General features: G+C 55.0%; 28 protein-coding genes. 11 read left to right on the top strand and 17 right to left on the bottom strand.

Going from position 1 to position 24,602, the window contains the following annotated elements; translation table 11 throughout:
* Nucleotides 1-73 precede the first annotated feature (73 nt).
* The 4 genes from smpB to QQM41_RS00225 are packed head-to-tail and all read right to left on the bottom strand — an operon-like array spanning nt 74 to nt 3,119.
* Nucleotides 74-580, bottom strand: coding sequence for an SsrA-binding protein SmpB (gene smpB / locus QQM41_RS00240; RefSeq protein WP_003628823.1), 507 nt, complete (start codon nt 578-580; stop codon nt 74-76).
* The gene (gene dapA, locus QQM41_RS00235; protein WP_128105256.1) at nt 580-1,470 is read right to left on the bottom strand and encodes a 4-hydroxy-tetrahydrodipicolinate synthase; all 891 of its coding nucleotides are present in this window, start codon (nt 1,468-1,470) and stop codon (nt 580-582) included. The genes smpB and dapA overlap by 1 nt, the downstream gene beginning before the upstream one ends.
* 10 nt (nt 1,471-1,480) lie before the next feature.
* Nucleotides 1,481-2,377 carry a prephenate dehydratase gene (locus QQM41_RS00230; RefSeq protein ID WP_339077414.1) on the bottom strand — a complete coding sequence of 299 codons (897 nt, stop codon included), beginning with the start codon at nt 2,375-2,377 and terminating at the stop codon, nt 1,481-1,483.
* 7 nt (nt 2,378-2,384) lie between these two features.
* Nucleotides 2,385-3,119: a 3-deoxy-manno-octulosonate cytidylyltransferase gene (locus QQM41_RS00225; RefSeq protein ID WP_339077413.1), complete on the bottom strand. Its 735-nt coding sequence runs from the start codon at nt 3,117-3,119 to the stop codon at nt 2,385-2,387.
* Nucleotides 3,120-3,227: 108 nt separating this feature from the next.
* Between QQM41_RS00225 and QQM41_RS00220 the strand changes: the two genes are divergently transcribed.
* From QQM41_RS00220 to QQM41_RS00205, 4 genes are all read left to right on the top strand, one after another.
* The gene (locus QQM41_RS00220) at nt 3,228-3,746 is read left to right on the top strand and encodes a c-type cytochrome (protein WP_339077412.1); all 519 of its coding nucleotides are present in this window, start codon (nt 3,228-3,230) and stop codon (nt 3,744-3,746) included.
* Nucleotides 3,743-4,540: an inositol monophosphatase family protein gene (locus QQM41_RS00215; protein ID WP_196332548.1), complete on the top strand. Its 798-nt coding sequence runs from the start codon at nt 3,743-3,745 to the stop codon at nt 4,538-4,540. The genes QQM41_RS00220 and QQM41_RS00215 overlap by 4 nt, the downstream gene beginning before the upstream one ends.
* Nucleotides 4,541-4,643: 103 nt before the next feature.
* On the top strand, nt 4,644-5,903 hold the full coding sequence (gene serA / locus QQM41_RS00210) for a phosphoglycerate dehydrogenase (protein ID WP_050819730.1): 1,260 nt from the start codon (nt 4,644-4,646) through the stop codon (nt 5,901-5,903).
* A gap of 2 nt (nt 5,904-5,905) precedes the next feature.
* Nucleotides 5,906-7,417: a YifB family Mg chelatase-like AAA ATPase gene (locus QQM41_RS00205; protein ID WP_339077411.1), complete on the top strand. Its 1,512-nt coding sequence runs from the start codon at nt 5,906-5,908 to the stop codon at nt 7,415-7,417.
* A gap of 21 nt (nt 7,418-7,438) precedes the next feature.
* Here the strand turns inward: QQM41_RS00205 and metC are convergent, their stop codons facing one another.
* Both metC and QQM41_RS00195 read right to left on the bottom strand, forming a co-directional pair.
* Nucleotides 7,439-8,647 (bottom strand): cystathionine beta-lyase, encoded by a 1,209-nt coding sequence (gene metC / locus QQM41_RS00200; RefSeq protein ID WP_339077410.1) that lies wholly within the window; start codon nt 8,645-8,647, stop codon nt 7,439-7,441.
* Nucleotides 8,644-9,585 (bottom strand): sulfurtransferase, encoded by a 942-nt coding sequence (locus tag QQM41_RS00195; RefSeq protein ID WP_339077409.1) that lies wholly within the window; start codon nt 9,583-9,585, stop codon nt 8,644-8,646. Before QQM41_RS00195 ends, metC begins: the two co-directional genes overlap by 4 nt.
* 69 nt (nt 9,586-9,654) lie before the next feature.
* On the opposite strand from QQM41_RS00195, the gene QQM41_RS00190 reads away from it, so the two are divergent.
* Together QQM41_RS00190 and QQM41_RS00185 are read left to right on the top strand one after the other, a co-directional pair.
* Nucleotides 9,655-10,746, top strand: coding sequence for an AI-2E family transporter (locus QQM41_RS00190; RefSeq protein WP_050819732.1), 1,092 nt, complete (start codon nt 9,655-9,657; stop codon nt 10,744-10,746).
* The gene (locus QQM41_RS00185; RefSeq protein ID WP_050819733.1) at nt 10,743-11,426 is read left to right on the top strand and encodes an endonuclease/exonuclease/phosphatase family protein; all 684 of its coding nucleotides are present in this window, start codon (nt 10,743-10,745) and stop codon (nt 11,424-11,426) included. Before QQM41_RS00190 ends, QQM41_RS00185 begins: the two co-directional genes overlap by 4 nt.
* A 3-nt stretch (nt 11,427-11,429) precedes the next feature.
* On the opposite strand, the gene cls is transcribed toward QQM41_RS00185, so the two are convergent.
* Nucleotides 11,430-12,857, bottom strand: a complete 1,428-nt coding sequence (cls, locus tag QQM41_RS00180; protein ID WP_339077408.1) for a cardiolipin synthase — start codon at nt 12,855-12,857, stop codon at nt 11,430-11,432.
* Between cls and QQM41_RS00175 the strand changes: the two genes are divergently transcribed.
* Entirely contained in the window at nt 12,856-13,305 is a 450-nt protein-coding gene (locus QQM41_RS00175) for a YraN family protein (protein ID WP_339078129.1), read from the top strand. The genes cls and QQM41_RS00175 overlap by 2 nt on opposite strands.
* A 60-nt stretch (nt 13,306-13,365) precedes the next feature.
* Here QQM41_RS00175 and QQM41_RS00170 read toward each other — a convergent pair whose 3' ends face one another.
* The 9 genes from QQM41_RS00170 to purB form a co-directional block, all read right to left on the bottom strand.
* Nucleotides 13,366-13,683, bottom strand: a complete 318-nt coding sequence (locus QQM41_RS00170) for a hypothetical protein (protein ID WP_050819736.1) — start codon at nt 13,681-13,683, stop codon at nt 13,366-13,368.
* A gap of 72 nt (nt 13,684-13,755) precedes the next feature.
* Nucleotides 13,756-14,094 (bottom strand): Grx4 family monothiol glutaredoxin, encoded by a 339-nt coding sequence (gene grxD, locus QQM41_RS00165; protein WP_003630611.1) that lies wholly within the window; start codon nt 14,092-14,094, stop codon nt 13,756-13,758.
* A 26-nt stretch (nt 14,095-14,120) separates the two neighbouring features.
* Entirely contained in the window at nt 14,121-14,351 is a 231-nt protein-coding gene (locus QQM41_RS00160) for a BolA/IbaG family iron-sulfur metabolism protein (protein WP_006115272.1), read from the bottom strand.
* A gap of 26 nt (nt 14,352-14,377) precedes the next feature.
* The gene (gene purL / locus QQM41_RS00155; RefSeq protein ID WP_087651346.1) at nt 14,378-16,582 is read right to left on the bottom strand and encodes a phosphoribosylformylglycinamidine synthase subunit PurL; all 2,205 of its coding nucleotides are present in this window, start codon (nt 16,580-16,582) and stop codon (nt 14,378-14,380) included.
* Nucleotides 16,579-17,280, bottom strand: a complete 702-nt coding sequence (gene purQ / locus QQM41_RS00150; RefSeq protein WP_050819738.1) for a phosphoribosylformylglycinamidine synthase subunit PurQ — start codon at nt 17,278-17,280, stop codon at nt 16,579-16,581. Before purQ ends, purL begins: the two co-directional genes overlap by 4 nt.
* On the bottom strand, nt 17,277-17,648 hold the full coding sequence (locus QQM41_RS00145; RefSeq protein ID WP_003630617.1) for a Rap1a/Tai family immunity protein: 372 nt from the start codon (nt 17,646-17,648) through the stop codon (nt 17,277-17,279). Before QQM41_RS00145 ends, purQ begins: the two co-directional genes overlap by 4 nt.
* Nucleotides 17,645-17,887: a phosphoribosylformylglycinamidine synthase subunit PurS gene (gene purS, locus QQM41_RS00140; RefSeq protein WP_339077407.1), complete on the bottom strand. Its 243-nt coding sequence runs from the start codon at nt 17,885-17,887 to the stop codon at nt 17,645-17,647. Before purS ends, QQM41_RS00145 begins: the two co-directional genes overlap by 4 nt.
* A gap of 28 nt (nt 17,888-17,915) precedes the next feature.
* Nucleotides 17,916-18,683, bottom strand: coding sequence for a phosphoribosylaminoimidazolesuccinocarboxamide synthase (purC, locus tag QQM41_RS00135; protein WP_003630621.1), 768 nt, complete (start codon nt 18,681-18,683; stop codon nt 17,916-17,918).
* Nucleotides 18,684-18,838: 155 nt separating this feature from the next.
* Nucleotides 18,839-20,188: an adenylosuccinate lyase gene (purB, locus tag QQM41_RS00130; protein WP_012812894.1), complete on the bottom strand. Its 1,350-nt coding sequence runs from the start codon at nt 20,186-20,188 to the stop codon at nt 18,839-18,841.
* Between the two features lie 171 nt (nt 20,189-20,359).
* On the opposite strand from purB, the gene QQM41_RS00125 reads away from it, so the two are divergent.
* The 4 genes from QQM41_RS00125 to QQM41_RS00110 are packed head-to-tail and all read left to right on the top strand — an operon-like array spanning nt 20,360 to nt 24,013.
* The gene (locus QQM41_RS00125) at nt 20,360-20,971 is read left to right on the top strand and encodes a TerC family protein (protein ID WP_128105267.1); all 612 of its coding nucleotides are present in this window, start codon (nt 20,360-20,362) and stop codon (nt 20,969-20,971) included.
* A 58-nt stretch (nt 20,972-21,029) separates the two neighbouring features.
* Nucleotides 21,030-23,003: a lytic transglycosylase domain-containing protein gene (locus QQM41_RS00120; protein WP_339077406.1), complete on the top strand. Its 1,974-nt coding sequence runs from the start codon at nt 21,030-21,032 to the stop codon at nt 23,001-23,003.
* 4 nt (nt 23,004-23,007) lie between these two features.
* Nucleotides 23,008-23,484, top strand: coding sequence for a phosphatidylglycerophosphatase A (locus QQM41_RS00115; RefSeq protein ID WP_339077405.1), 477 nt, complete (start codon nt 23,008-23,010; stop codon nt 23,482-23,484).
* A 16-nt stretch (nt 23,485-23,500) separates the two neighbouring features.
* Nucleotides 23,501-24,013, top strand: a complete 513-nt coding sequence (locus QQM41_RS00110) for a nicotinamide-nucleotide amidohydrolase family protein (RefSeq protein WP_339077404.1) — start codon at nt 23,501-23,503, stop codon at nt 24,011-24,013.
* 56 nt (nt 24,014-24,069) lie between these two features.
* On the opposite strand, the gene QQM41_RS00105 is transcribed toward QQM41_RS00110, so the two are convergent.
* Nucleotides 24,070-24,495 (bottom strand): hypothetical protein, encoded by a 426-nt coding sequence (locus QQM41_RS00105; RefSeq protein WP_339077403.1) that lies wholly within the window; start codon nt 24,493-24,495, stop codon nt 24,070-24,072.
* Nucleotides 24,496-24,602: the final 107 nt, after the last annotated feature.

The following is a 24,602-nucleotide window of genomic DNA, read 5'->3' as shown; positions in this document are numbered from 1 at the left end:
AACCCCGGTTTTGCCGGGGTTTTTTTTATGCTTGGCTGATTAAATATTTAAACAGGCAAACGGGAAAGAGAGGTTAGTAGTCCCCCTTCCCCTTATTCCGGATCAGGCGCGCTTTATCACGCTGCCAATCTCTGTCTGCAATACTCTGCCGCTTGTCATGGCTTTTCTTGCCAACGCCCAAGCCGAGCGTAACTTTTGCCAAGCCTCTATCATTAAAATGCACATTTAAAGGCACAAGTGTTGCGCCCTGCTTGGCAATGGCACCTATAAACTTGCGCATTTCCTTACGGTGCATCAGCAGCTTGCGCGGCGCGCGCGTATCAAAGCGAGAGAGAACACCGCCCTGATATTCAGGAATATAGCTGTTAAACAGCCAGAGCGCTCCATCCCGTTCGCCAGCAAAGGCTTCGTTAATGGTGGCACGGCCAAGGCGTAGGCTCTTAACCTCAGCACCCTTCAGCACAAGTCCGGCTTCAATGGTTTCCAGAATATTGTAATTGAAGCGCGCCTTACGGTTTTGCGCCACCATGCCATGAGAGATCATGGAGCTTTTGGCAGATTTTCCAGATTTGGAGCTCATCAGTTCAGTAGCCCGACATCAACAAGGGCAGCGCGTACTTTCTCACGAGAAGGTTCGGTTAGCGGTGCAAGCGGCAGACGGCAGGTTTCTCCCGCAAGCCCTAGCAGGCTGGCTGCGTATTTGGCCGGGGCCGGATTGCTCTCGCAAAACAGCGTATCATGCAACGGTAGAAGCTTATCCTGAATGGCAATGGCATCCTGCGTGCGGCCTTCCTGCCACGCCTTTTGCACATTGGCACACAAGGCAGGCGCCACATTGGCAGTTACGCTAATGCAGCCATCACCACCTGCAGCCAGAAAAGCTACGGCAGTACCATCTTCCCCAGAAAGCTGGTTAAAGCGTTTTTCTACTGCGCGGCGCACCTGTAATGGGCGCAAAAGGTTTGCTGTGGCATCTTTTACGCCAATAATATTGGGGTGCCGCGCCAGACGCGCCATTGTTTCCACGCTGATATCAACAATGGAACGGCCCGGAATATTGTAAAGAATAACCGGAATGGAAATGGCATCTGCAATAGCCATGTAATGCCGGTAAAGCCCTTCCTGCGTGGGCTTGTTGTAATATGGCGCTACCACCAACACAGCATTTGCCCCGGCTTTTTCAGCATACTGCGCCAGATCTATGGCTTCGGATGTGCTGTTTGAACCTGCGCCTGCAATAACAGGAACCCGCCCGGCCGATACCTTAATGGTACGCTCCACTACCGCGTGGTGCTCAGCATGAGAAAGGGTTGGGCTTTCCCCTGTTGTGCCAACAGCACACAAGGCAGACGTACCCTCACGGATCTGCCAGTCCACCAGTTTTTCGAACGAGGCAAAATCCAGACTGCCGTCCCGGTTCATGGGGGTAATCAGCGCGGTAATAGACCCGGAGAAAAAGGTATCAGACATGGGCAGTCACTTATCCTGAAATGGCATGTGCCGGCACACTGCGCGGCGTGTCCTGCTCTTCGGCAGGGGTATGCTGGCGGAAGGGCGATTGAGGGTAGACACCTAGAATTGTGGTGTTCTGTGCAAAAAAATCAAGTTCTGCCAGTGCTTTGCTCAACCGTATATCATCTGGATGTCCATCAACATCCAGCAAAAAACGGGTGGCGGCAAAGGTTTCACCAGACATGTAGCTTTCCAGCCGGGTCATGTTGACGCCGTTGGTGGCAAACCCGCCCAACACTTTATACAACGCGCCGGGTTGGTTTTTGACACTGAAGATCAACGTCGTCATCACATTAGGGGTTTCTACCGGCGGACGATCTGCTGTGCGGGAAGCAATGTAAAAACGCGTGGTATTGTGGTCTGCGTCTTCCACGTTCTTTTTAAGAATTTCCAGCCCATAGAGTTCTGCTGCCAGAGCAGAAGCCACAGCGGCTTCTGCCGGCTTTTTCCATAAAGCTACCAACTCCGCGGCACCCGCCGTATCAAACTCGGCCACGGGTTCCAGATTGTAATCACGGATCAGGTTTCTGATCTGCCCCAAGGCTACAGGGTGCGTATGCACGCGCCGCACCTGTTCCATACGGGTGCCGGGCACAACCAGCAGGCAGTGTTCCACCCGTTGAAAGTGCTCTCCCACAATTTGCAGGCCAGAAGCTGGCAACAGGGAGTGAATATCTGGCACGCGCCCGGCCAAGCTGTTTTCGCACGCCAGCATGGCCAGATCTGCCCGGCCCTGATGCACAGCATCAATAGCATCAGCAAAAGTACGGCATGGCAGGGTTTTCCACCCCGGTTTGGCGTTACGGCAGGCCAGATCTGAATACGCGCCCGGTGTGCCCTGAAAGGCGATAACCTTTTGTGTCATGCCTCAATTATGCTCCAAATGCACGGCGTGCGCGTTCCAGATCTTCTGGTGTATCCACCCCAAATGGCGCTGATGCAAGGCGTGTGCAGCCAATACGCATGCCAGCTTCCAGTGCCCGAAGCTGTTCCAGACTTTCACGCTTTTCCAAGCCAGATGGTGGCAGAGCTACAAACCGCTCCAACGCAGCCCGGCGCCATCCATACACACCAATATGGTGCCATAGTGGCCCATTGCCCCACGGAATAGGCTGGCGGGAAAAATAAAGCGCGGGCGCTGTTTGCGTATCCTCTGAAAAATCACAGGCCACTTTCACCACAGAGGGTGCGTTTTTTTCAGCATCCGATGTTACGGGCGCAACCAGTGTGCCAACATCATACGCTGGGTTGGCCATAACATCCATAACTGCACGTAAGGCCTGTGGCTCAAATGTTGGCAGGTCTCCCTGCAGGTTCAGCAGCACGTCATATTTGCCGTCAGGATCAAACGCTTGGGTGGCCTGCCATACTCTGTCTGACCCGGAAGGTAAGTTGGGGTCTGTTAGAATCGCGGTGCCACCTGCTGCGGTTACGGCATCATAAATTTCCTGATCCGCCGCGGCCACCACAACCGGGCCAATATTGGCGGCTATGGCTGCATCCCACACACGCAGCACCATGGGGCGGCCAGCAATGTCTGCCAGCGGTTTTCCTGGCAGGCGAGTGGAAGCAAGCCGGGCAGGTATGACAACAAGAGAAGAAACCATCAGCTTGCTCCGAAAGGCGGCTCGTCCTATAGCCGGTTGAAAGCGGCGCGCAGTTTATGAAAGCTGCACGGTAAACGCAACCGGCAGAAAACGAGGTGCCTCCCGGGCATGGATGGCAGGTTTCTGAACAGAATAGCGGTTTCCACCGTACTCAGTGCGGCAGTGCTGGCAACATGTGTGTTTGCCGCACGTAGTGCCGTGCCAGATACAGCCCCTGTCCGCCCTGCTTTTTCTCTGCCGGGGTTAGAGCCCGTACCTATTGCTCCGTTAATGGTGCAGGCCAATGCGCAGCGTGGTGGTGCAACCGTAAGGCAGGTTTGCGCGCAGTGCCACGCCTTGGCTGGAGGGGCTGCGGAAAATGCCGGGCCACCGCTGGCCGGTGTTGCCGGGCGTGGTGTGGCCTCATGCACAGGGTACACCTATTCTGCAGCGTTGCGGCAGCATGCAGGCCAGCACTGGACAGACCAGATGCTGGCAGATTGGCTTATGGCTCCTGCCCGCTTTGCGCCCGGCACGCGTATGTCTCTCACCGGTATACCAGATCCCGCCCAACGGGCGGATGTTATTGCATTTCTTCACACTCTCGGCGGGCAGGCTGCGCCCGCGCAGGCAGGATGCACACCATGACACATTCGGAAGAACTCGGTCTTTTTACTGATGTTGCCACCATGATGGCAGATGCCGCCCGCACGGTTGTGCGTCCGTGGTTCCGACGAGATGTGGCGGTAGATGATAAAAAGGATGCAAGCCCCGTAACCATTGCAGACCGCAGCGCAGAACGGGTGATGCGTGCCATTCTGGCTGAACGCCTGCCCGATCACGGTGTATTCGGTGAAGAGTTCGGCCATGAAAACGCAGAGGCTCCGTGGCAATGGTTGCTGGACCCGGTGGATGGCACGCGGGCTTTTGTAACGGGTCGCCCCATGTTTGGAACGCTTATTGCCCTTTGCCATCATGGTGTGCCGGTACTGGGGCTGTTGGATCAGCCGGTGCTGAATGAACGCTGGCTGGGTGTGAAAGGCCAGCCTACGCAGTTTTCATCACCGCTGGGCGGTCGGCCTGCTACACGCCAGAACGTGGCGCTGGAAGCTGCGGAAATGTCCTGCACATCCCCCGAAATGCTGGAACTGGCCCCGCACACCGGCTGGAAAACCCTGAAAGCCTGCGCCAAGCGCATGACATGGGGTGGAGATTGCTACGCCTATGGCCTGCTGGCTCTGGGGCAGATTGATCTGATTGCGGAATGTGACATGAATCCGTGGGATTGGGCTGCCCTTGTGCCCGTTATTGAAGGCGCAGGTGGCGTGATAACAGCATGGGATGGCACACCCTTGCGGATGGATGGAGACCGTACAGTGCTGGCGGCTGGTTCGGCATCTTTACATCAGCAGGCCGTGGCAACCTTGCAGGCAGATCGCTAGATTTCGGTATCTTTTCTTTATCTCTCATGCGGCGGCCCTATCAATTTTGTAGTTTTTGAGATAGGTCTGCCGCTCGGCACAACAGCTATTTGGTCGGTTCCACATGAGCACAAGCACGCACCTGTCTCTCCCCAAGGACAAGATCCGCATTCTGCTGCTGGAGGGTATCCACGATAGTGCCGTCGCCCTTCTTAAAGCCAGCGGTTATGAAAACGTTGTGCGTCATAAAGGCGCGCTGGAGGGCGATGCCCTCAAAGAGGCGCTGGAAGGTGTGCATATTGTTGGCATCCGTTCCCGCACGCAGCTGACCAAGGAAGTGCTGGATGGCGCAGACCGGCTTATGGCCATTGGCTGCTTCTGCATCGGCACCAATCAGGTTGATCTTGAAGCTGCGCGTATGAACGGTATTCCCGTTTTTAACGCACCTTACAGCAACACACGTTCCGTGGCGGAACTGGTGATGGGCGAAATTGTCATGCTCATGCGCCGTATTTTCCCACGCTCTGTGGAATGCCATGAAGGTAAGTGGTCCAAATCCGCCCATAATAGCTGGGAAGTACGCGGTAAAACGCTGGGTATTGTCGGCTATGGTTCTATTGGTTCCCAGCTTTCCGTGCTGGCAGAAGCCTTTGGCATGCGCGTTGTGTATTATGATGTGGTGGACAAGCTGGGCCACGGGAATGCGCTGCCAGTAGAAACGCTGGAAGACCTGCTGGCACAAAGCGATGTTGTTAGCCTGCATGTTCCGCAGTTGCCCACAACCAAGAACCTGATGGGTGAAGCCCAGATCAAGGCGATGAAGAAAGGCTCTTTCCTCATCAACAACGCACGTGGCAACGTGGTTGATCTGGATGCGCTGGCAGAAGCACTGAAAAGCGGCCATCTGCTGGGTGCAGCTATTGACGTGTACCCCAAGGAACCCAAAGGCCCGAACGACAAGCTGGAAACACCCGTGCAGGGGCTGGATAACGTTATCCTCTCCCCACATGTTGGTGGCTCTACCGTGGAAGCGCAGGAACGCATTGGCGTGGAAGTGGCGCGCAAGCTGGTGGAATATTCCGATGTGGGGTCCACATTCGGTTCCGTGAACTTCCCCGGCGTTCAGCTGCCGCAAAGCCCACGTGGCACGCGCTTTATGCACGCGCACCGCAATGTGCCGGGCATGATGATGCGCCTGAACGAAATCTTCATGAACGCAGATTGCAACGTTACGGCGCAGTTCCTGCAGACGGATGGAGAAATCGGTTACGTGGTGATTGAAGCCGATACCGGCGGCAACACGGAACTGGATGATCGTCTTCTTCAGGCTCTGCGCGGTCTGGAAGGCACAATCCGCGCACGCCTGATTTACAAAGGTAAATAAGCGTGTCTATCGGGGCGGGAATACTCAATTCCCGCATCCGTAGCTTTGCCTTTTGCGGCATAGAAGCCCGCCCCGTTTGGGTGGAAGTGCAGATTTCCAGCGGTTTGCCTGCCTTTTTAATGGTTGGCCTGCCGGATAAAGCCGTAGCAGAAGCGCGTGAGCGTGTGCGTGCGGCGCTCACTTCCATCGGGCTTGCCCTGCCTGCCAAGCGTATTCTGGTTAATCTTGTTCCCGCGGACATTCCCAAGGAAGGATCGCATTTCGATCTTCCCATAGCCTTGGCGTTGCTAACGGCCATGGGGGTGATACCGGGTGAGGAAGTGGCGCGGTATGCCGCTTTGGGCGAACTTTCCCTAGATGGGCGGCTCAACCCGGTTGCGGGTGTGCTTTCTGCTTCTCTGGAAGCAGCGTCCATGAATTTGGGTTTGGTATGCCCTGCGGCACAAGGGCAGGAAGCCTTGTGTGGTGGGGATATTTCCATTCTGGCCGCACCAGATTTGCTAGCACTTATCAATCATTTTAACGGATTGCAGGTTTTGTCTCCTCCAGCGTTTTCTGCGCAGGAAGATGAACCGGTGTCTGAACCCGATCTGGCGGATATACGCGGGATGGAAACAGGCCGCCGTGCGCTGGAAATTGCAGCGGCAGGTGGGCATTCCCTATTGCTCAGTGGGCCGCCGGGTGCGGGTAAATCCATGCTGGCTGCGCGTTTGCCGAGCTTGTTGCCAGATCTTTCTGTGGCAGAGAGTCTGGATGTTTCGCGTATTTATAGTGCGGCGGGTTTATTGCTTGGTGGCCGGCCCATAAGGCGCCCCCCTTTTCGTGACCCGCACCATTCGGCCAGTCTGCCCGCTTTAGTGGGCGGAGGTGCCCGTGCGCGGCCGGGTGAAATCAGTCTGGCGCATCGGGGTGTGTTGTTTTTAGATGAATTGCCAGAATTTTCCCGCTCCGCTTTGGAGGCGCTACGGCAACCGTTAGAAACCGGCCAGATCAGCATTGCGCGTGCTGCCGTGCATGTAACCTACCCTGCCCGCTTTCAGCTTATTGCGGCCATGAACCCGTGCCGTTGTGGGTATCTGGGCGATGCTAGCCGAGAATGTAGAAAAGCCCCGCGCTGTGGTGAGGATTACATGAACCGTCTTTCTGGCCCATTGCTGGACAGAATAGACATGCATCTTGCCATGCAGCCCTATGAACCCTTGGGCTATATGGCAGGCCCACCGGGAGAAAACAGCGCAACAGTGGCAGAGCGTGTGCGGTGCGCGCGCCAGATGCAGGCAGAGCGACAAGGTGCGCGCAAGAACGCAGAAGCCGCGTTGGAAGATTTATGCGTATCAGCAGAAGCGCAGAACATGGCGCAAGCCATAGCGGCCAGATTTCGGTTTTCTGCTCGCGGCTATACACGCATGTTACGCGTAGCACGCAGCATTGCTGATCTGGCGGGAGATCTAGATATTCAGCCCCAGCATGTGGCAGAAGCAGCCACCTATCGCAGCCGGAGCTCTGCTAACTAACCCCGGCTGGTAGAAAATTGGTCAGGTGCTTTTAAGAACCTGCAAGCCCTGTTCCAGATCAGCAATCAGATCATCCGGGTTTTCCAGACCAATCTGAAGGCGAAAAGCTGGGCCAGCCTGTACAGGGGATTCACCGCTGCGGGTAATGCCACCCGTGGTAGGAAGAATAAGGCTTTCATATCCTCCCCAAGATGCGCCAATGCCATACATCTTCAGGGCATCAATCATGCGCTGCATGTCCTGTACTGTGTAATCGGCCTTCAACACAACACCAAACAGGCTGCCTGCTCCGGTAAAATCACGCTTCCAATATGTGTGGCCGGGGCATTCTGGTAATGCGGGGTGTAATACGCGGGCCACTTCCGGCCGCGTTTGCAGCCATTTGGCAATGTGCAGGGCAGATTTTGCCTGCTGAGCCAACCGCACACCCATGGTGCGCAGGCCGCGTAACGTAAGCCAGCACTCATCCGGCCCAGCTACCTGTCCCATCTGAATGGCGGCATCACGCAATGTATGCCACAGGCGTGTATCGGCAACAGTAATGGCACCAGCAATCACATCAGAATGGCCAGCCGGGTATTTTGTAAGTGCCTGAATAGACACATCCACGCCGTGTTTAAATGGCGTAAAAATGCCAAAGCCCCATGTATTATCTAAAAACAACAAGGCACCATGCGCGTGGGCAACTTCTGCCAGCATGGCAACATCCTGCACCTCAAACGTGTGGCTACCGGGGCTTTCTGTAAACACCACACGCGTATTGGGGCGCATAAGGGCCGTTATGGTTGCGGCATCCGCACAGGGTGGAAAATAAGAAATTTCCACCCCAAAGCGTTTGAGCATATTTTCTGCAAAGCGCCGCGTTGGGCCATATACGTTATCTGCCAGCAGGCAATGATCTCCGGCTTTGAGGAAAGCCAGAAGCGGCGTGGTGCAAGCTGCCAGACCAGAACAGACCACTTGCGTGTCCGAGCCGCCTTCTATGGTAGCAATGGCTTTTTCCAGTTCATGCTGGGTGGGCGAGCCCATGGCCCCATAAATGCTGACATGCTCATACCGTTTGCGGCCGGTCTGCTGCATGGCATCCAAGGATGGAAACACAACGGTAGAGCCACGTTCCAGTGGCAGGTTTACATAAGTACCTGCCTCTGTTGCTTGTGGGCGGGCAACATGGCTGAGGGAAGATGCAAGTTTAAGCCAGCCGGCGGAAACTCTGTTTTCGTCTGTCATGCTGTGCGTTCCACTGTTACGGGCGCATTGGGGAAGCTGCCCCATTCGGCCCAGGATCCATCATACAAGGCACCCATATTAAGCCCGGCAATAGCCAAACCTGCTGTCAGCACGGCGGCGGTCATGCCGGAGCCGCAGGTGGTTACGGGGGTATCAGTTTCCGTAATGCCTGCTTGCGCAAATAGAGTATGCAACTGTTCAGGAGGTAAAAACTGCCCTTTTGTATTCAGCAAGTTTTTATAAGGCATATTGCGCACACCCGGCATGTGGCCTGAAGCGACATGGGGCCGAGGTTCTGGAGTTTCCCCATAAAAACGGGCAGCGCTGCGGGCATCCAGAATGGGGCGTGAGCCGTGTTTTACAATATCCAGCATGTCCCCCAGCCCCACAATATGCGTATAACATGTGCGTGGCTGATAAGGTGCCGGTAACGCCGCGGTTGGGGCTGCTGCTTCTGTTGGGTGTCCATCACGCACCCATGCGGGCAATCCGCCATCCAGAATAAAGCTGTGTTCATGCCCAAACAGGCGCGTTAACCACCACCCGCGGCAAGCCGATGCCACATTGCCCTGATCATAAAAAACCACGGTATCCTGTGCCGTTATGCCCAGCCTGCCAAACAGGTGGCTAAACCGCGCGGCGGAGGGGGCAGTATGTGGCAACGCGCTTTCTGGGTCAGAAAACAGTTCGATATCAAAATACCGGCTACCGGGAATATGCGCTGCGGCAAAACTTTGCTGCGGGTTAAAGGTTTCTCCGGGCAGGAGGGCAGTTGCATCCAGCACATGCACGCCGGAGGAGCCAAGCATTTCGGCCAGTTTTTGTGTGGAAATAAGAGGTGACATATCGGCTGTCTGACCCATTGTTATTCTGAATATTCTACCGCAAAGATCACACAGCCCCGTCTGGCTGGCAAACAAAACATCATGGTGCGGCATGTTGAGTGTGCATGGAGAAGTTTTGTTTTCACACCAGACAAAATCCAGATTTCATGATTTAATAGCTGAATGGCAACTGGTCAGCCCGCTTCTACCGAACGCATCATGCGGCTGCTGCTTTTGGGCGGCATTACGTATGGGTGCGTTCTGGTGCTTGCACCCTTTTCTTCCGCTCTGCTGTGGGCGGGCGTGCTGGCTTATACAACGTGGCCATTGTTCCAGCATTTGCGCCGCCGCATGGGGCCAAACGCTGCCAGTTTGACCATGACATTGCTATGCGCCGTTGGCGTGGTGTTGCCGCTGGCATTTCTGGCATCTGCCTGTGTATCATCCGGCCCACGCTGGGCGCGTCAGGTTATGGCGTTTGTTGGAACTATTCATGAACTGCCACCCCTGCCCCATTGGATTGCATCACTGCCGGCGTTTGGGCCAGATATCAGCCACCATTGGGAGCGCTGGAGCCGTAACATCAGCTCTGTGGGGGATGAACTGCGCCCCTATGCGGGTGAGATCATTCAATCTCTCCTTGAAGTGTTGATGCGCATGGCCAATGGCGCCCTGCATCTGGTTATGGCGCTGTTTATTGCCTTCTTTTTTTGGCTCAGCGGCCCCATGTTATGGGATACGGTGCAAGCCGTTATGGTGCGTATTGCAGGCCATCAGGCCGGGCGGCACCTGCATATTGTCGGCAGTACAGTACGCGGGACAGTATATGGCATTTTAGGCACCGCGATCATACAGGGTATTCTCACAGGTTTGGGCCTGTGGCTGTTAGGGGTTGGAGAAGCTGTTATTTTAGGTGTGCTGGCGGCATTTCTGGCGGTTTTTCCCATAGGTGCTCCGTTGGTGTGGATACCTGCCGCCCTATGGCTGTTTGGTATGCACCATCCGGGAAAAGGCATTTTACTGCTGCTTTATGGTGTTTTGGTTATCTCGGGGGCAGATCATCTTATCCGCCCGCTGTTTATTGCGCGGGGCAGTAAGCTTCCCTATTTGCTGACAGTGCTGGGCGTTATTGGCGGCCTTCTGGCTTTTGGCGGTGTAGGCATTTTTCTGGGGCCTATTCTGCTGGCTATTGGCTTTACGCTCACAACTGAATTTGCAGCAGATGAAGCCGCGCAACCTCTTACGCAGGATGAAAAAAGGACTCTGACATCATGAGGCGTCCACTCTCTCGGCTGGTTGAGTTTGCGCGTCGCAAGTCAGCCCATTCCTTTGTTGCCTGCGATATGGAGGGCGTGCGGGTTATTAGCTGGAACCTGTTGCGCCGCACGGGGGCAACCGTGCATGATATTGCCGCCCTTATTGAGGCCGAAAAGCCCGATGTGCTGCTGATGCAGGAGGCCACGGTAGAAATAGACGTGCTGCCAGATGTAATTGGTGGCCACTATGCGCGTAACCCGCAGCCGGGGCGTATTCATGGTGTGGCATGTTGGAGCCGTATTCCATTCGCACGCGCGCCCAGAGCCTGCACCATTCCTTCTGGCCCGCTGTTTAAGCGCCATGCCCAGATTATTGAGTATGATAAGTTTTCTCTGGCCAATGTGCATCTGTCTCATGGGCAGATGTTAAACCGTAAGCAGTTGCGGCGTTTGGCTACCCTGCTTTCTCCCCCATGTGCCATTTTGGGGGATTTCAACCTGTTGGGCCCAACATTGGTGCCCGGTTTTAAGGATGTTGGGCCTAAGGCCCCCACGCATCGGATGGTAGATTTGCTGCCTATTAGAATTGACCGGTGCCTGGTGGAAGGCATGCAGTGTTTAAGCGCACGTGTTCTGCCGGTTTTTGCCTCGGATCACCGGCCTATTGCGGTCACTTTACGGCCTTTGATTGGGCTGTAATTTTTACAAATAGGGCATAAACAATCTGGCAAACGCATCTCGGATCTGGATGATCTTGTTACGGTTATCCAGATCATAATGTGTGAGCCGTTTGTTACGGTGTTTGATGATAAAATCATCCAGCATTTCGGCCAATACGGTATCGTAGATTTCCATATTGATTTCAAAATTCAGCCTGAGGCTGCGAATATCAAGATTGGAACTTCCCACACAAGACCAAGCTCTATCCACCACCATTAACTTGGAATGGTTAAAGGGTGGATTTGCCAGCCAGACACGCACCCCGGCATTGAGCAAAGGTGCAATATTGGCAGCACACGCCCAATCCAGCGGGAGATGATTGCTCTGGTGAGGGATAACAAGATCAACCTGCACACCGCGAAGGGCCGCCAGCCCCAGCTCGGACATCAGGCGTTGCCCCGGCAGAAAATAAGGCGTCATCAACCTTACGTTTTTGCGGGCCAGCGTAATGGCCTGCAACATGGTGTATTCTATTTTTTCCAGATCTGTATCCGGCCCAGCCGTGACAATACGTGCCAGTGATTCGCCTGTGCTTTTGTGTTCCTGAAAATACAGATCACCATGCAGGCGCTCCTGCGTGGTAAAATACCAATCCCACGCAGCGGCTTCGGCCAACTGGCGGACAACCGGACCTTCCACTTTAAAATGCGTGTCCGATACCGGGTGCTTGGGTTTGCGGGAAACCATGTTTTCATCCGCAATATTCAGCCCGCCTAAAAAGCCAATACGCCCATCTACCACCAGAATTTTGCGGTGATCGCGCAAATTGATGAAAGGCATCCGCCACGGCAGCAAAGAATGCATAAAGCGCGCACACGGCACCCCTGCCCGCCGCAACCGATGGTAAAGGGGAGAAAGAAAATAACCGCTACCTATGCCATCAACCAGCACACGCACCTGCACGCCACGTTTATGGGCAGCAACCAGTTTATCTGCAAACAGGCCACCAACTTTGTCATCTCTGAAAATATAGGAACACAGCAGAATACTTTTGCTGGCTTTTTCTATGGCATCCAGCATATGCGGGTATGCGCCATCTCCATCATGCAATGGAATGATGGAATTACCACCGACCAGAGCGCGACTGCTCAGCTTACCCACCATAAGGGCTAATGGCGCAAACTGCCCTTCCAGCTCCCTGTTCCAAGATGAAGGTTGATCTATTTCCAACCGGCGGGGGGAGCGATCTCCAACCAGCTTTTTGGCCAAGCGGGTTACGCGGTTGATGCCGAACATCAGATAAAGGGTTGTACCCAGTATAGGCATAAACACACACGCGCCTATCCACCCGATAGCAGATGCCGTGTTGCGTTTTGTAAGCAGAATGTGCAATCCGACAGAAACAACCAGCACAAACCTGATAACTGTAAGCACAAGCGTAAAAGGTGAAATGGACAAGTCTGGCAACATGATAGGTAAAATGCTCACACAAAATGGGCTGGGCTATAAGATACCGAACAAAGTAGCTGCAAAACAGGGGCCAGCATTTTTGCAGAAACAAAGACGCGGCAGTGTTGCCTACACGCAAGGTGTGGCAGCCGAACAGCAAGCCTGTGACTGGCTGGAACAGGACGGATGGACCGTGCTTTTGCGCCGAGCCCGCACCCACCGCGGTGAAATTGATATTGTGGCCAGTAAAGCAGCAGTTCTGTGTTTTGTGGAAGTAAAAAAACGGCGTTCTATAGAAGAAGCCTTGGTAAGTTTACAGCCAGCACAACAGCGGCGCTTGTTCCGTGCGGCGGAATGTCTGCTGCAAAAGCACCCTTATTGGCAATATGAAGAAATGCGTTTTGATCTATTTGTGTTTGATGATGCAGGCAGGATGGAGCGGTTGGAGGATGTTATCCGCCAAATGTAAAAAAGGCGCTTCTGCAACAGGAGCGCCTTTAAAACATGCGTGGGTGTAAAAGAGAAAAAATCAGGTGCGATGGCGGCGTTTGACACTATGTGCAGAAACCGCATGCGCTGGGTGGTAGCTTACAAGCCGCACCATGCTATGGGCCTTGCCATGCTGGGCTGCAGCCAGAACAACACGGTGTGAGGACTTGGCCACAGCAACATGCCGGACATGATGCACAACCGGCGGCGGCGCTGCTGTAAGCGCCGCGAAAGTCAGCTTGCTGGCTTCCAGATCAGAAATAATGCGTTCTGCCCGAGCAGAGGAAGAAGTGGTGACTAACCCTACGCCAAGTGCTGTAAGAGCAAGAGCGCCACGTACAACCGCAACTCGTTTCATTAATCTGATCCCAACCTGTTTCTCTTTTCTTTAGGAACTATACAGTCCCACCCCCACTTGACAACCCAAAAATCAGGCTGGGGCGTTACAAGGAATGTTTTTTTCCTTGAACAGGTTTTGCAGTTCACCAGACTGATACATTTCGGTGACAATATCGCACCCACCAATGAATTCCCCTTTTACGTAAAGCTGGGGAATTGTCGGCCAGTTTGAGAAATCCTTAATGCCCTGACGGATGGCCGGATCAGCCAGCACGTTTTCGGTTTTGAAAGGCACGCCAAGGTGCTGGAGAATCTGCACAACGCGAGCAGAAAAACCGCACTGAGGGAAATCGGCATCCCCTTTCATGAACAGCATGACGGGGTTGGCTTCAATGTCCTGCTTGATGCGCTGCTGTGCTGTATCTGTCATGGTCTGATATCCTTAAAGCTAAGTGATTAGGGAGCAGAAGTTGTAAGCGCCAGCGCATGCAGCTTGCCGCCCATGTGGCCCTGCAGGGCCTGATAGACAAGCTGATGCTGCCGCACGCGTGAAAGGCCCCGGAAGGCTTCGCTCACCACGGAACAGGCATAATGATCACCATCCCCTGCCAGATCATCAATCTTGATCTGGGCATCTGGAAAAGCCTGCCGGATATAGGTTTCGAGTTCTGTGGCGGACATTGCCATCGGTCTGCTTCCTTCCCGCTTGTTTGTTAGTTGCCCATCAGCGTCGGGAAAAACGCTTCATGGGCCGTTTTTAGGCGTGCTGCGGATATGGTGACGCCGCTGGGCAGAATCAAATCATTTCCGCCTGAGCGGGCAATAATGCGTGCTGGCACACCAGCTGCCTGAGCGCGTTCGCACAGGGCTTTGCCGTTTGCCACACAAGCCAGATAGCGGGCCTGATCTTCACCAAACCAGAAGGCTTCTGGCCGGATGCCGGAATCTGGGCTTTCCAGCTCACATCCAATGCCGCTTGCCATCACCATTTCTGCGGCGGCAACCATAATGCCACCGTCAGCAATGTCATGACATGCGGTAATGGTGCCATCCAGAATGGCGCTGCGCACAAAGTCACCATTGCGTTTTTCAGCAGCCAGATCGACCGGCGGTGGTGCACCAGCTTCCTGACCAAGGATTTCACGCAGCCAGATGGTCTGGCCGAGTTCACCCTTGGTTTCACCAATCAGCACCACGTCAGATTCTGGCTGCATGCCAAGGCCAACAGCCTTGTTCACATCATCCAGAACGCCCAAAGCGCCAATGGCAGGTGTGGGCAGAATGGCGGTGGTGGAGCCATCTGGGTTTCGTGTTTCGTTATAAAGAGACACGTTGCCGCTCACGACCGGGAAATCCAGCGCTGTACAGGCTTCCCCCATCCCTTCAACCGCGGCCACAAACTGGCCCATGATTTCGGGCTTTTCCGGGTTGGCGAAGTTCAGGTTATCCGTTACGGCCAGTGGGCGTGCGCCAGTAGCTGTAAGGTTACGCCATGCTTCTGCAACAGCCTGTGCACCACCCGTTTTTGGGTCTGCTTGACAGTAGCGCGGGGTGCAATCTGTGGTGATGGCCAGACCAATGTCTGTATCTTCCACCTTCACAATAGCAGCATCAGCAGCACCCGGGCGGCGGACTGTCTGCCCCCCTACGGTGCTGTCATATTGGTTCCATACCCATGCGCGGGAGGCCAGATCTGGCGAACCAACCAGCTTCAGCAATGTGGCATCCAAAGAAAGCGGTGCATGCACGCCTTCCAGCGGAGCCGGCGCCTTGGGTGGTGTTGCTGGGCGATCGTAAATGGGGGCCTGTTCTGCCAATGGGTCCAGCGGAATATCGGCTTCCAACTGCCCTTTGTGCTTGACGACGATGTGGCCGGTATCTGTCAGATGCCCGATAATGGCAAAATCCAGTTCCCATTTTTCAAAGATCTTGCGGGCCACGTCTGTCCGGTCAGGGCGCAGCACCATCAGCATGCGTTCCTGGCTTTCAGACAGCATCATTTCATAAGCCGTCATATTCGGCTCACGCTGTGGCACGGCATCCAGATCAAGCTCGATACCTACGCCGCCCTTGCCTGCCATTTCCACGGAAGAAGATGTCAGCCCTGCAGCGCCCATGTCCTGAATAGCCACAATGGCATCTGTTGCCATCAGTTCCAGACAGGCTTCAATCAGCAGCTTTTCAATGAAGGGGTCACCCACCTGCACCGTGGGGCGCTTGGAAAGTGCATCTTCATCAAACTCGGCGGAAGACATGGTGGCACCATGGATACCATCACGCCCTGTGCGGGAGCCCACGTAAACAACCGGGTTGCCAACGCCTGCCGCAGCGGAAAGGAAGATACGGTCCTTACGGGCCAAACCAACCGTCATGGCATTTACCAGCGGGTTGCCATCATAGGCCGGGTGGAAGTTGATTTCCCCGCCTACGGTGGGCACGCCCACGCAGTTGCCATAGCCGCCAATGCCACGCACCACGCCATCAATCACGCGGCGGGTTACGGGGTTTTCCGGGCTGCCAAAACGCAGGGCGTTCAGGTTGGCAATGGGGCGTGCGCCCATGGTGAACACATCGCGCAGAATACCGCCAACACCCGTGGCCGCACCCTGATAGGGCTCGATAAAGGAGGGGTGGTTATGGCTTTCCATCTTGAAGATGGCGGCATAGCCCTGCCCAATATCCACCACACCAGCATTTTCACCGGGACCATGAATAACCCACGGCGCCTTGGTGGGCAGCGTGCGCAGCCACTTGCGGGAAGATTTGTAGGAGCAGTGTTCCGACCACATCACAGAGAACACGCCCAGTTCTGTCAGGCTGGGGGTGCGACCCATAATGGACAGCACGCGGCCGTATTCCTCAGATGTCAGCCCGAATTCACGGGCGAGAGATTCATCAACGGTTACAGGCTTATTCACCGGACTACAGCCTCCACCAGACCTTGGAACAACGGCAGACCATCTTCACCACCCATCAGAGGATCAACCAGATCTTCCGGATGAGGCATCATGCCGCAAATGCGTTTGTTTTCGCTTAGGATGCCCGCAATGCTGTTAACGCTGCCATTGGGGTTGCTGGCGGCATCATCCGCCTGCACGTTGCCCTTGGCATCGGCATAGCGGAACGCCACAAGGCCTTCGCCTTCAAGCCGTTCCAGCGTGGCGATGTCTGCCGTGTAATTGCCATCACCATGCGCCAGCGGGGTGCGGAAAACATCGCCCTTTTTCCACTTATGGGTGAAAGGCGTGTTTTCTGCTTCCACCTTCAGGTAGCAATCCTGAGAGAGAAAGCGCAGGTTGGCGTTGCGCAACAGTGCACCGGGCAGAAGCCCTGTTTCCGTTAAAATCTGGAAGCCGTTGCATACACCCAGAATATGGCCGCCCTTTTGGGCAAACGCTTTGATAGCCCCCATAATGGGAGAATGCGCGGCCATGGCACCACAGCGCAGATAATCGCCATAGCTAAAACCACCTGGCAGCACGACCAGATCGGTATCTCCCAGATCTGTTTCATGGTGCCAGATCATGCGCGGGGCCTGCCCTGTAACACGCTTGAGGGCAATGGCCATATCGCGCTCCCGGTTCGTGCCGGGGAATACGATAATTGCTGCTTTCATTTTTTCACACTGCACGGATAAGAGGCATGCAGGGCGGCAAAAACGCTTTCACCAACCGGCTTGTCCAGTGTTTCAGAATGCGCTTTCAGCCAGGCGAGAACCTTGGAACGCATAACGGGCATGGTTTCTGTGGTAGGCACACAAAAACCAGCAGGTGCAGATGGATCACCCTCGTTCCGATCATTGATCTTGGAAAGAGAGACACCATCCGTCAGGCCGCCAATATAGGCATCGCAAATGCCAGCGCTGGTGGCGCGCGTGCAAAGGCGGGCAAAGTTGCCTGCCTTCATGGGCGCAATGCGCTGGGCATGGGCAAAGCCCGGTGCCGCGCATGCCAAAGCCAAAGTTACAAGGAGGGTGCGCTTCATTCCACCACCTCTACAGAGTAATCTTCAATTACCAGATTGGCCAGCAGATCACGCGCCATGGCATCGGCCTTTTTCTGGGCTTCCGCGGCTTTTGCGCCGGGCAGATCCAGCTCAATCACCTTGCCCACGCGCACATCCTGCACGCCTTCAAAGCCAAGTGTCTGCAATGCGTGGCTAATGGCCTTGCCCTGCGGATCCAGAACACCGTCCTTCAGCATGACGGTTACACGTACCTTCATTTTCAAGCTCCCGTTGCCACCAGCGTGGTTACTGGACCGTTTCCGGCCCCTTCATATCTCCGCCTGCCCCGTTTTCTGGCAGGATGCCCATGCGGCGCGCCACTTCCTGATAGGCTTCTTTTACGTTGCCCATATCGCGGCGGAACCGGTCTTTATCCAGTTTTTCGTTTGTGTGCATATCCCACAGGCGGCAGTTATCTGGCGAGATTTCATCTGCCAGCACAATCTGCATATCTTCGCCTTCCCAGATACGGCCAAACTCCAGTTTGAAGTCTACCAACTGGATGCCGATACCGCTGAACAGGCCGCACAGAAAATCATTTACCCGCATGGCCATGCCGGTAATTTCTTCCATATCGTGCGGGCAGGCCCAGCCGAAGGCGATGATGTGGTCTTCTGAAACCAGAGGATCACCCAGCGCGTCATTCTTGTAATAGAATTCCACAATCGGGCGCGGCAGGCGCTCCCCTTCGGGAATATCAAAGCGCTTGGAAATGCTGCCAGCGGCAATATTGCGCACAACCACTTCTAGCGGAATAATTTCCACTTCCTTGACCAACTGCTCACGCATGTTGATGCGGCGGATAAAGTGCGTGGGAATGCCGATTTCCTGCAACCGCAGCATCAGAAATTCACTGATACGGTTGTTCAGAACGCCTTTCCCGGTAATTACGCCGCTTTTTGCGCCGTTCCCTGCTGTGGCATCGTCCTTGAAATATTGCACAAGGGTGCCAGGTTCGGGGCCTTCAAAAAGGATTTTGGCTTTACCTTCATAAAGCTGACGCCGACGGGCCATGATGATCCTTACCTGTCGAAAAAGGGTAAAGCCAGTTCGGGCAGAACTGGCTGTTGTTCAAGGGGCCAGCCAGTATGGCCCCTTACATGCTAGGATATGGTTCATAGCAGGCTTCTGGGTAGGAAGATATATCCTGCTATGACAGGGGAGCCTGCTTACTGGCGGGGCCCTGTTTCACCAAAGATTTTTTCGTACTGCGTATCCAGCGCCTTCAGGTGCTGGCGGCTATCCATTGCCGCATCCAGAACGTCGGGGGAGATACGGCCAGAAATTTCCGGATCTGCATCCAGATTTTCACGGAAGGTCTTGCATTCCGGCGTGCCCAGTTTGGTCCATGTTTCCATGGCGTTACGCTGCACGATCCGGTAGGCATCCTCGCGTGAAAGACCAGCTTTGGCCAGTGCCAGCAGCACTTCGCCGGAATGTACAACACCGCCAAGGCTTTCAATGTTGGCGGCCATGCGGTCTGGATATACCAGCATTTTGGAGATCATGCCAGACAGGCGCACAAGGGCAAAATCCAGCCCGATAGTGGCATCTGGGCAGATGTTCCGTTCTACAGAAGAATGGCTGATATCGCGTTCATGCCACAGGGCTACGTCTTCCAGCGCCGGAATAACGGCCGCACGTACCAAACGGGCCAGACCTGTCAGGTTTTCTGTCAGCACCGGGTTGCGCTTGTGCGGCATGGCGGAAGAGCCCTTCTGGCCCTTATGGAAGAATTCTTCGGCTTCACGCACTTCAGAACGCTGGAGATGGCGCACTTCAATGGCCAGACGTTCAATGCCGCTGGCAATCACAGCCAGAGCACAGAAGTAAGCGGCATGCCGATCACGCGGGATAACCTGCGTGGAAACGGTTTCCGGCTTCAGGCCCAGACGTTCTGCCACATAGGATTCAACGCGCGGGTCCAGATGCGCATAGGTGCCCACAGCACCAGAAATGGCACAGGTAGCAATTTCAGCGCGCGCAGTTTCAAGCCGTTCTTTGTTGCGGGCGAATTCTGCGTAATGGCCAGCCAGCTTCAGCCCGAAAGATGTGGGTTCGGCATGAATACCGTGGCTGCGGCCAATGGTGAGGGTATGTTTGTGTTCGAAAGCGCGTGTTTTCAGCGCATCCAGAACACCATCCAGATCTTTCAGCAGCAGGTCTGTTGCCTGCACAAGCTGCACGGCCAAACAGGTATCCAGCACATCGGATGATGTCATGCCCAAATGCACAAAGCGGCTTTCCGGGCCAACCTTTTCTGCCAGCCATGTCAGGAAGGCAATGACGTCGTGCCGGGTTTCGGCTTCAATTTCATCAATGCGGGCCAGATCGGCATCAGAGAAGGCAGCCATTGCGGCATCGCCTTTTTCGCGCACAACCTTGGCGGCTTCCTTTGGCACGGTGCCATATTCAGCCATGGCTTCACACGCCAGCGCTTCAATTTCAAACCAGATGCGATAGCGGTTTGTGGGAGACCAGATGGCGGCCATGACGGGGCGAGTATAACGCGGCACCATAACGCAGAATTCCTTAACCAAAACAATAAAGCCAACAGGTGGCGTCTCTCTAGCGGATTTCGTGCCTTTCGTCTGCCCGCAAAGCGGAAAACTTTGACTTTTTGTGTTCCTTCCCGAAACTGCCGCCTTTTCGGGCGCATTTTGCGCCCTGTTTTTCGAATCGGAGCTCACGTGAACGGCTTTCTGGATTCCTTCAGCCTGACAGCATTTGTCGCCTTTTTGCAGGTTGTGCTGATTGATGTGACACTGGCGGGGGATAACGCCGTTGTTATTGGTATGGCGGTGCGGTCTCTTTCTGGCGCGCAGCGGCGGAAAGCCATTTTTGCCGGTGTAGGGCTGGCGGCTGTTATCCGTATTTTGCTGGCGTTGGTGGCGGTGCGGCTGCTGGAAATAGTGGGCCTTACGCTGGCTGGCGGCTTTTTGCTGCTTTGGGTATGCTGGCGCATGTACCGCGAAATGCGGGAAAGCCATGCCGATGCTGATGCAGGCCCTGCTCCACCAGCCAGCTTGGGAAAAGCGATTTTCCGTATCCTGATAGCTGATTTGTCCATGAGCTTGGACAACGTGCTGGCTGTTGCCGGTGCCGCGCGGGAGCATCCGGGTATTCTTATAGCCGGTCTGGCGCTTTCCGTGCTGCTTATGGGGCTGGCGGCGTCTGTTATTGCGCGGCTGCTGGATAAATATAAATGGATTTCCTGGGTTGGCCTGCTGATTGTTCTGGCCGTTGCCATTGAGCTGATTGTGAAAGGTGGCGGCGAAGTTTGGGGGCATTTGCCCCACTGATTGGAGGCTGGTGCGGAAAGCACTTGCCAAGGCGCGGGAAACGCGCTGATTCTGCGGTATGAGACGTTTTGCGATTTCGTACCGATACCGCCTTGTGGCGGCTGTTTCTCTGGCGTGCATGGGGCTGAGCGCCTGCTCGTCCTCCTCGCCAGAACAGCAGGGAGCCTCTGAAAACCGTTTGGCATGGCCAACGGAGCAGCAGGCCGCCCAAGGCACACCCCCTACAAGTGATGTGGCTAGCCGGTTGACGGTCTGGCTGGGGTTGGTGAAATCCTCGCAGAACAGTGCGCAGGCTTATGCTGATTTCCTGCAAACACGTCCGGTATGGCCCCGTTGGCAGTTGCTGACATCACGCATGCAACTGGCATTGGCCAAGGAAACAGATCCGGCAGTGCTGGCCCGGCTGTGCGCCACACAAAATCTGACATATGGCCCAGCCCTTGCGCAATGTGCCACGCAGGTTCCGGCCTCGGCGGATTTAAGCAAACGCTTGAATGCAGAAGCCGCACAGGCTTGGGTAAATGGGAATGATACCAGCTCCGCCGCCGCAGCCCTGCAAAGCAACTTTGCATCTGCCATCACGCCAGAACGTTCTTGGTTGCGGTTTGATCGTGAAGAAAAAAATGGGCTGGTCGCGGCAGCCAAGCAAACCCTGCCCACTCTTTCGGCCCAAAAGCAGCCGCTGGCGCAGGCCCGCCTGGCTTTCCGTGCCGATGATCCGGCCGCAGAAACACTGCTAGCCGCCCTACCCGCTAACCAGCGGTCTGACCCTTATCTTATTCTTGATCATGCGCGCTGGCTGCGCAAACAGCAGCGTTATGATGAAGCCGTGGCGCTATGGAAAAGCGCTGGTGTAGATGCCGAACGCAGCACACATGGTGCCTCATTCTGGCGGGAACGAGATACGCTGGCGCGGGAATTGATTCAGGCAGGTCGTGCTGCAGATGCTTTTGCTGTGGCAAATGATACTGCGACCACACCAACCAACAGGCTGGATGCACAGTTTCTTTCCGGTTGGATTGCCCTGCGCCTGCAGCATGATCCGGCAACAGCAGAAACTTTTTTCCGCCCGCTTGCGCAGTCTTCAGCCCTTATTACGCGTAGCCGCGGCTTTTATTGGCTTGGGCGGGCGCGTGCTGCGGCAGGAGATTCCGCTTCGGCCCACGCAAATTGGCAGCAGGCAGCGGCCCTGCCCGGTACATTTTATGGGCAAATGGCAGCCGCAGCACTGGAAGGCCGCAACAATGTGCTGCTGGACCCCGCAAATGTGCCAGAAGAAACCCGCACGCGCCTAAAAGCTGAGCGTGACCCGGAAACAACTACATCAGAAGATGTTTACGTTTCTGGCAGTGAACTGGCGCAGGCAGCGCAAATTCTTGTTTCGTGGGGAGATCGCCCCCATGCGCGAGATTTTATGAACATGTTGGAACAGCAGGTTACAAGTACGCCGCAGCGTCTGGCACTGTCTTCTTTGTCTGCGCAGTTGGGCTTGCCGGATATTGCGGTAACAGTCTCCCGCCATGCGGGCCGAGATGGCGTATTTTTGCTGCGCTCTGGTTGGCCGCTACCTTATACGCCGCCATCCAGCACGTTGCCTGCGGGCGTGGCACTCGGTTTGATGCGGCAGGAAAGTAACTTTAACCTTGATGCCGTTAGCCCCTCTAACGCTATTGGGCTTATGCAGCTTAAGCCTTCCACTGCAGGAGATATGCTGCGTGTAACGGGCCTGCCGGCCTCAGCGGCAACGGCTGCCGGGCTGCATGACCCAGAAAACAACATGCGTTTGGGCACAGCTTATCTGGAGCATATTCAATCCCGCTTTGGGGCTGTGGTGCCGTATATGGCCGCAGCGTATAATGGAGGCCCTACCCGTTTGGCACGCTGGTTGAGCACAGCTGGCAACCCAGCCCAGAACGGCGCTTCGGCCGAAGAGATGATCGACTGGATTGAGAGTATTCCCTATTCCGAAACGCGGAATTACGTGCAGCGTGTGTGGGAAAACATGACCATCTATGTGGCATTGGGGAACTAATAAAATGGATATGGCACGGCTGATAGCAACATTTGGTGGGTGTGGGCTTTCACCCCGCGCGCCGGGTACGGTTGGTTCCTTGGCGGCACTGGTGGTGGGGTTGCCTTTGTTAAAGCGCCCTCGGCTTTTGGTGGCTGGTATTGCTGTTGTCACCGTGGTGGGTTGGTGGGCCACAAAACGCAGTGGCAAAGGCGAAGATCATAGCTGGATTGTGATTGATGAAGTGGCCGGTATGTGGATAGCCCTACTGGCGTGCCTGCCCAAAACAGAGGAACAGGCCCGTGAAAAATGGTTCTGGATGTACCCTCTGCTCTCGTTTGCCTTTTTCCGTTTGTTTGACATTACAAAGCCCGGCCCCGTTGGTGTGCTGGATAAACGGCATGATGCCACAGGTGTGATGGGGGACGATGTAGTTGCAGGCGTTATGGCAGCGTTATGTGTAAAAGGCGTGCGCACGGTTGTGGGGCGCTCATCACACTAAGCGGAAGGTTTGGGCCATGTCTGCGGCTGATGCATCTTTTTCAGAGCTCTCTGTGTTGGCAGCAGCTGAGCGTGTGCTGGCCCGTTTACGGCAGATAGATGGACACGTGGTAACAGCAGAAAGCTGCACAGGTGGTTTGGCTGCGGCCATGTTGACGCATTTTCCCGGTTCTTCCGATGTTACGGAAGGCGGGTTTGTCACGTATTCCAACATCATGAAGCAAAAGGTGCTGGGCGTTCCGGCTAAAGTATTGGAAAAGCACGGGGCCGTAAGTGCACAAACCGTGGAAAAAATGGCTGAAGGTGCGTTAGCAGCCTCTCCACTCGCAACTATTTCTGTCGCTATTTCTGGTATTGCTGGGCCGGGTGGCGGATCAGAGGAAAAACCCGTAGGGCTTGTATGGTTTGCCACAGCCCAGAAAGATGGTGCTGTTATCTCGGACAAGCAGATTTTTTCAGGCGGGCGGGAAGATATAAGAGCGCAAGCGGCATTACATGCGTTTGAACTGATTTTACAGCGTTTGAGCTAAAAACACCAATAAAATGCTGCTGCCGAAACAGGTCCGACAGCAGCACGTCACTCAGATTACTGAGCCGGAACAGGAGCCGGCAGCGGAGCATTTGTTGGCGCCGTAGCGGTAGGCGCTGTAGGCAGAGCTGGCGCTTTTACGCCTGTGCCAGCAGCTACCGGGGCCGGAATGCCAGGAGCAGATACGCTTGGTGCGGTAAGAGTTGGTGCAGCTGGAGCTGTTACGGCAGGTGCTGCGCCAGCAATGGCAGGAACTTGATTGCTCTGTGCTGCTGCCAGGCTTTTGGCGTTCAGATCTGCTGTTTCAGCATCACCGTTGTTCTGTGCAGCTTTTTCACCTGCGGCACATTTGCCTTTTAGGCAATGTTCATGGTGATGGTGCGCATGCATACCATGATGCGTTGCGGTTTCAGCAGCCATAGCTGGCACAACAGCCAGAGTTGCAGAAGATGCCAGCAGAGCTGCCGCAAAAAGTTTTTTCATATGGATATATTCCTTCAATAAGGTTGAATCGCCTTTTCACAGGCAATTCCCATATTCCACAATAGGTTACAGAAAATTGCCTGCGCGTATCATAAGCAGGGTTTCAA

Origin of the sequence: Acetobacter sp. AC2005 (assembly GCF_037901235.1) — a bacterium.
GTDB lineage: Bacteria > Pseudomonadota > Alphaproteobacteria > Acetobacterales > Acetobacteraceae > Acetobacter > Acetobacter oryzoeni.
The sequence above is the reverse complement of the archived record's forward strand: the minus strand, read 5'-3'. Positions and strand labels throughout refer to the sequence as shown.

Bases quoted from the DNA above. Each gene is read 5' to 3' on its own strand.
- QQM41_RS00105 (WP_339077403.1), bottom strand. From the start codon at position 24,495: ATGAAAAAACTTTTTGCGGCAGCTCTGCTGGCATCTTCTGCAACTCTG.
- QQM41_RS00120 (WP_339077406.1), top strand. From the start codon at position 21,030: ATGAGACGTTTTGCGATTTCGTACCGATACCGCCTTGTGGCGGCTGTT.
- QQM41_RS00195 (WP_339077409.1), bottom strand. From the start codon at position 9,585: ATGCCGCACCATGATGTTTTGTTTGCCAGCCAGACGGGGCTGTGTGAT.
- grxD (WP_003630611.1), bottom strand. From the start codon at position 14,094: ATGACAGATACAGCACAGCAGCGCATCAAGCAGGACATTGAAGCCAAC.
- QQM41_RS00110 (WP_339077404.1), top strand. From the start codon at position 23,501: ATGTCTGCGGCTGATGCATCTTTTTCAGAGCTCTCTGTGTTGGCAGCA.
- purQ (WP_050819738.1), bottom strand. From the start codon at position 17,280: ATGAAAGCAGCAATTATCGTATTCCCCGGCACGAACCGGGAGCGCGAT.
- QQM41_RS00230 (WP_339077414.1), bottom strand. From the start codon at position 2,377: ATGACACAAAAGGTTATCGCCTTTCAGGGCACACCGGGCGCGTATTCA.
- purC (WP_003630621.1), bottom strand. From the start codon at position 18,683: ATGGCCCGTCGGCGTCAGCTTTATGAAGGTAAAGCCAAAATCCTTTTT.
- purB (WP_012812894.1), bottom strand. From the start codon at position 20,188: ATGGTGCCGCGTTATACTCGCCCCGTCATGGCCGCCATCTGGTCTCCC.
- purS (WP_339077407.1), bottom strand. From the start codon at position 17,887: ATGAAGGTACGTGTAACCGTCATGCTGAAGGACGGTGTTCTGGATCCG.
- serA (WP_050819730.1), top strand. From the start codon at position 4,644: ATGAGCACAAGCACGCACCTGTCTCTCCCCAAGGACAAGATCCGCATT.
- QQM41_RS00170 (WP_050819736.1), bottom strand. From the start codon at position 13,683: ATGAAACGAGTTGCGGTTGTACGTGGCGCTCTTGCTCTTACAGCACTT.
- QQM41_RS00215 (WP_196332548.1), top strand. From the start codon at position 3,743: ATGACACATTCGGAAGAACTCGGTCTTTTTACTGATGTTGCCACCATG.
- QQM41_RS00175 (WP_339078129.1), top strand. From the start codon at position 12,856: ATGATAGGTAAAATGCTCACACAAAATGGGCTGGGCTATAAGATACCG.
- QQM41_RS00145 (WP_003630617.1), bottom strand. From the start codon at position 17,648: ATGAAGCGCACCCTCCTTGTAACTTTGGCTTTGGCATGCGCGGCACCG.
- dapA (WP_128105256.1), bottom strand. From the start codon at position 1,470: ATGTCTGATACCTTTTTCTCCGGGTCTATTACCGCGCTGATTACCCCC.
- QQM41_RS00160 (WP_006115272.1), bottom strand. From the start codon at position 14,351: ATGGCAATGTCCGCCACAGAACTCGAAACCTATATCCGGCAGGCTTTT.
- metC (WP_339077410.1), bottom strand. From the start codon at position 8,647: ATGACAGACGAAAACAGAGTTTCCGCCGGCTGGCTTAAACTTGCATCT.
- QQM41_RS00225 (WP_339077413.1), bottom strand. From the start codon at position 3,119: ATGGTTTCTTCTCTTGTTGTCATACCTGCCCGGCTTGCTTCCACTCGC.
- QQM41_RS00220 (WP_339077412.1), top strand. From the start codon at position 3,228: ATGGATGGCAGGTTTCTGAACAGAATAGCGGTTTCCACCGTACTCAGT.
- QQM41_RS00185 (WP_050819733.1), top strand. From the start codon at position 10,743: ATGAGGCGTCCACTCTCTCGGCTGGTTGAGTTTGCGCGTCGCAAGTCA.
- QQM41_RS00115 (WP_339077405.1), top strand. From the start codon at position 23,008: ATGGATATGGCACGGCTGATAGCAACATTTGGTGGGTGTGGGCTTTCA.
- cls (WP_339077408.1), bottom strand. From the start codon at position 12,857: ATGTTGCCAGACTTGTCCATTTCACCTTTTACGCTTGTGCTTACAGTT.
- QQM41_RS00190 (WP_050819732.1), top strand. From the start codon at position 9,655: ATGGCAACTGGTCAGCCCGCTTCTACCGAACGCATCATGCGGCTGCTG.
- smpB (WP_003628823.1), bottom strand. From the start codon at position 580: ATGAGCTCCAAATCTGGAAAATCTGCCAAAAGCTCCATGATCTCTCAT.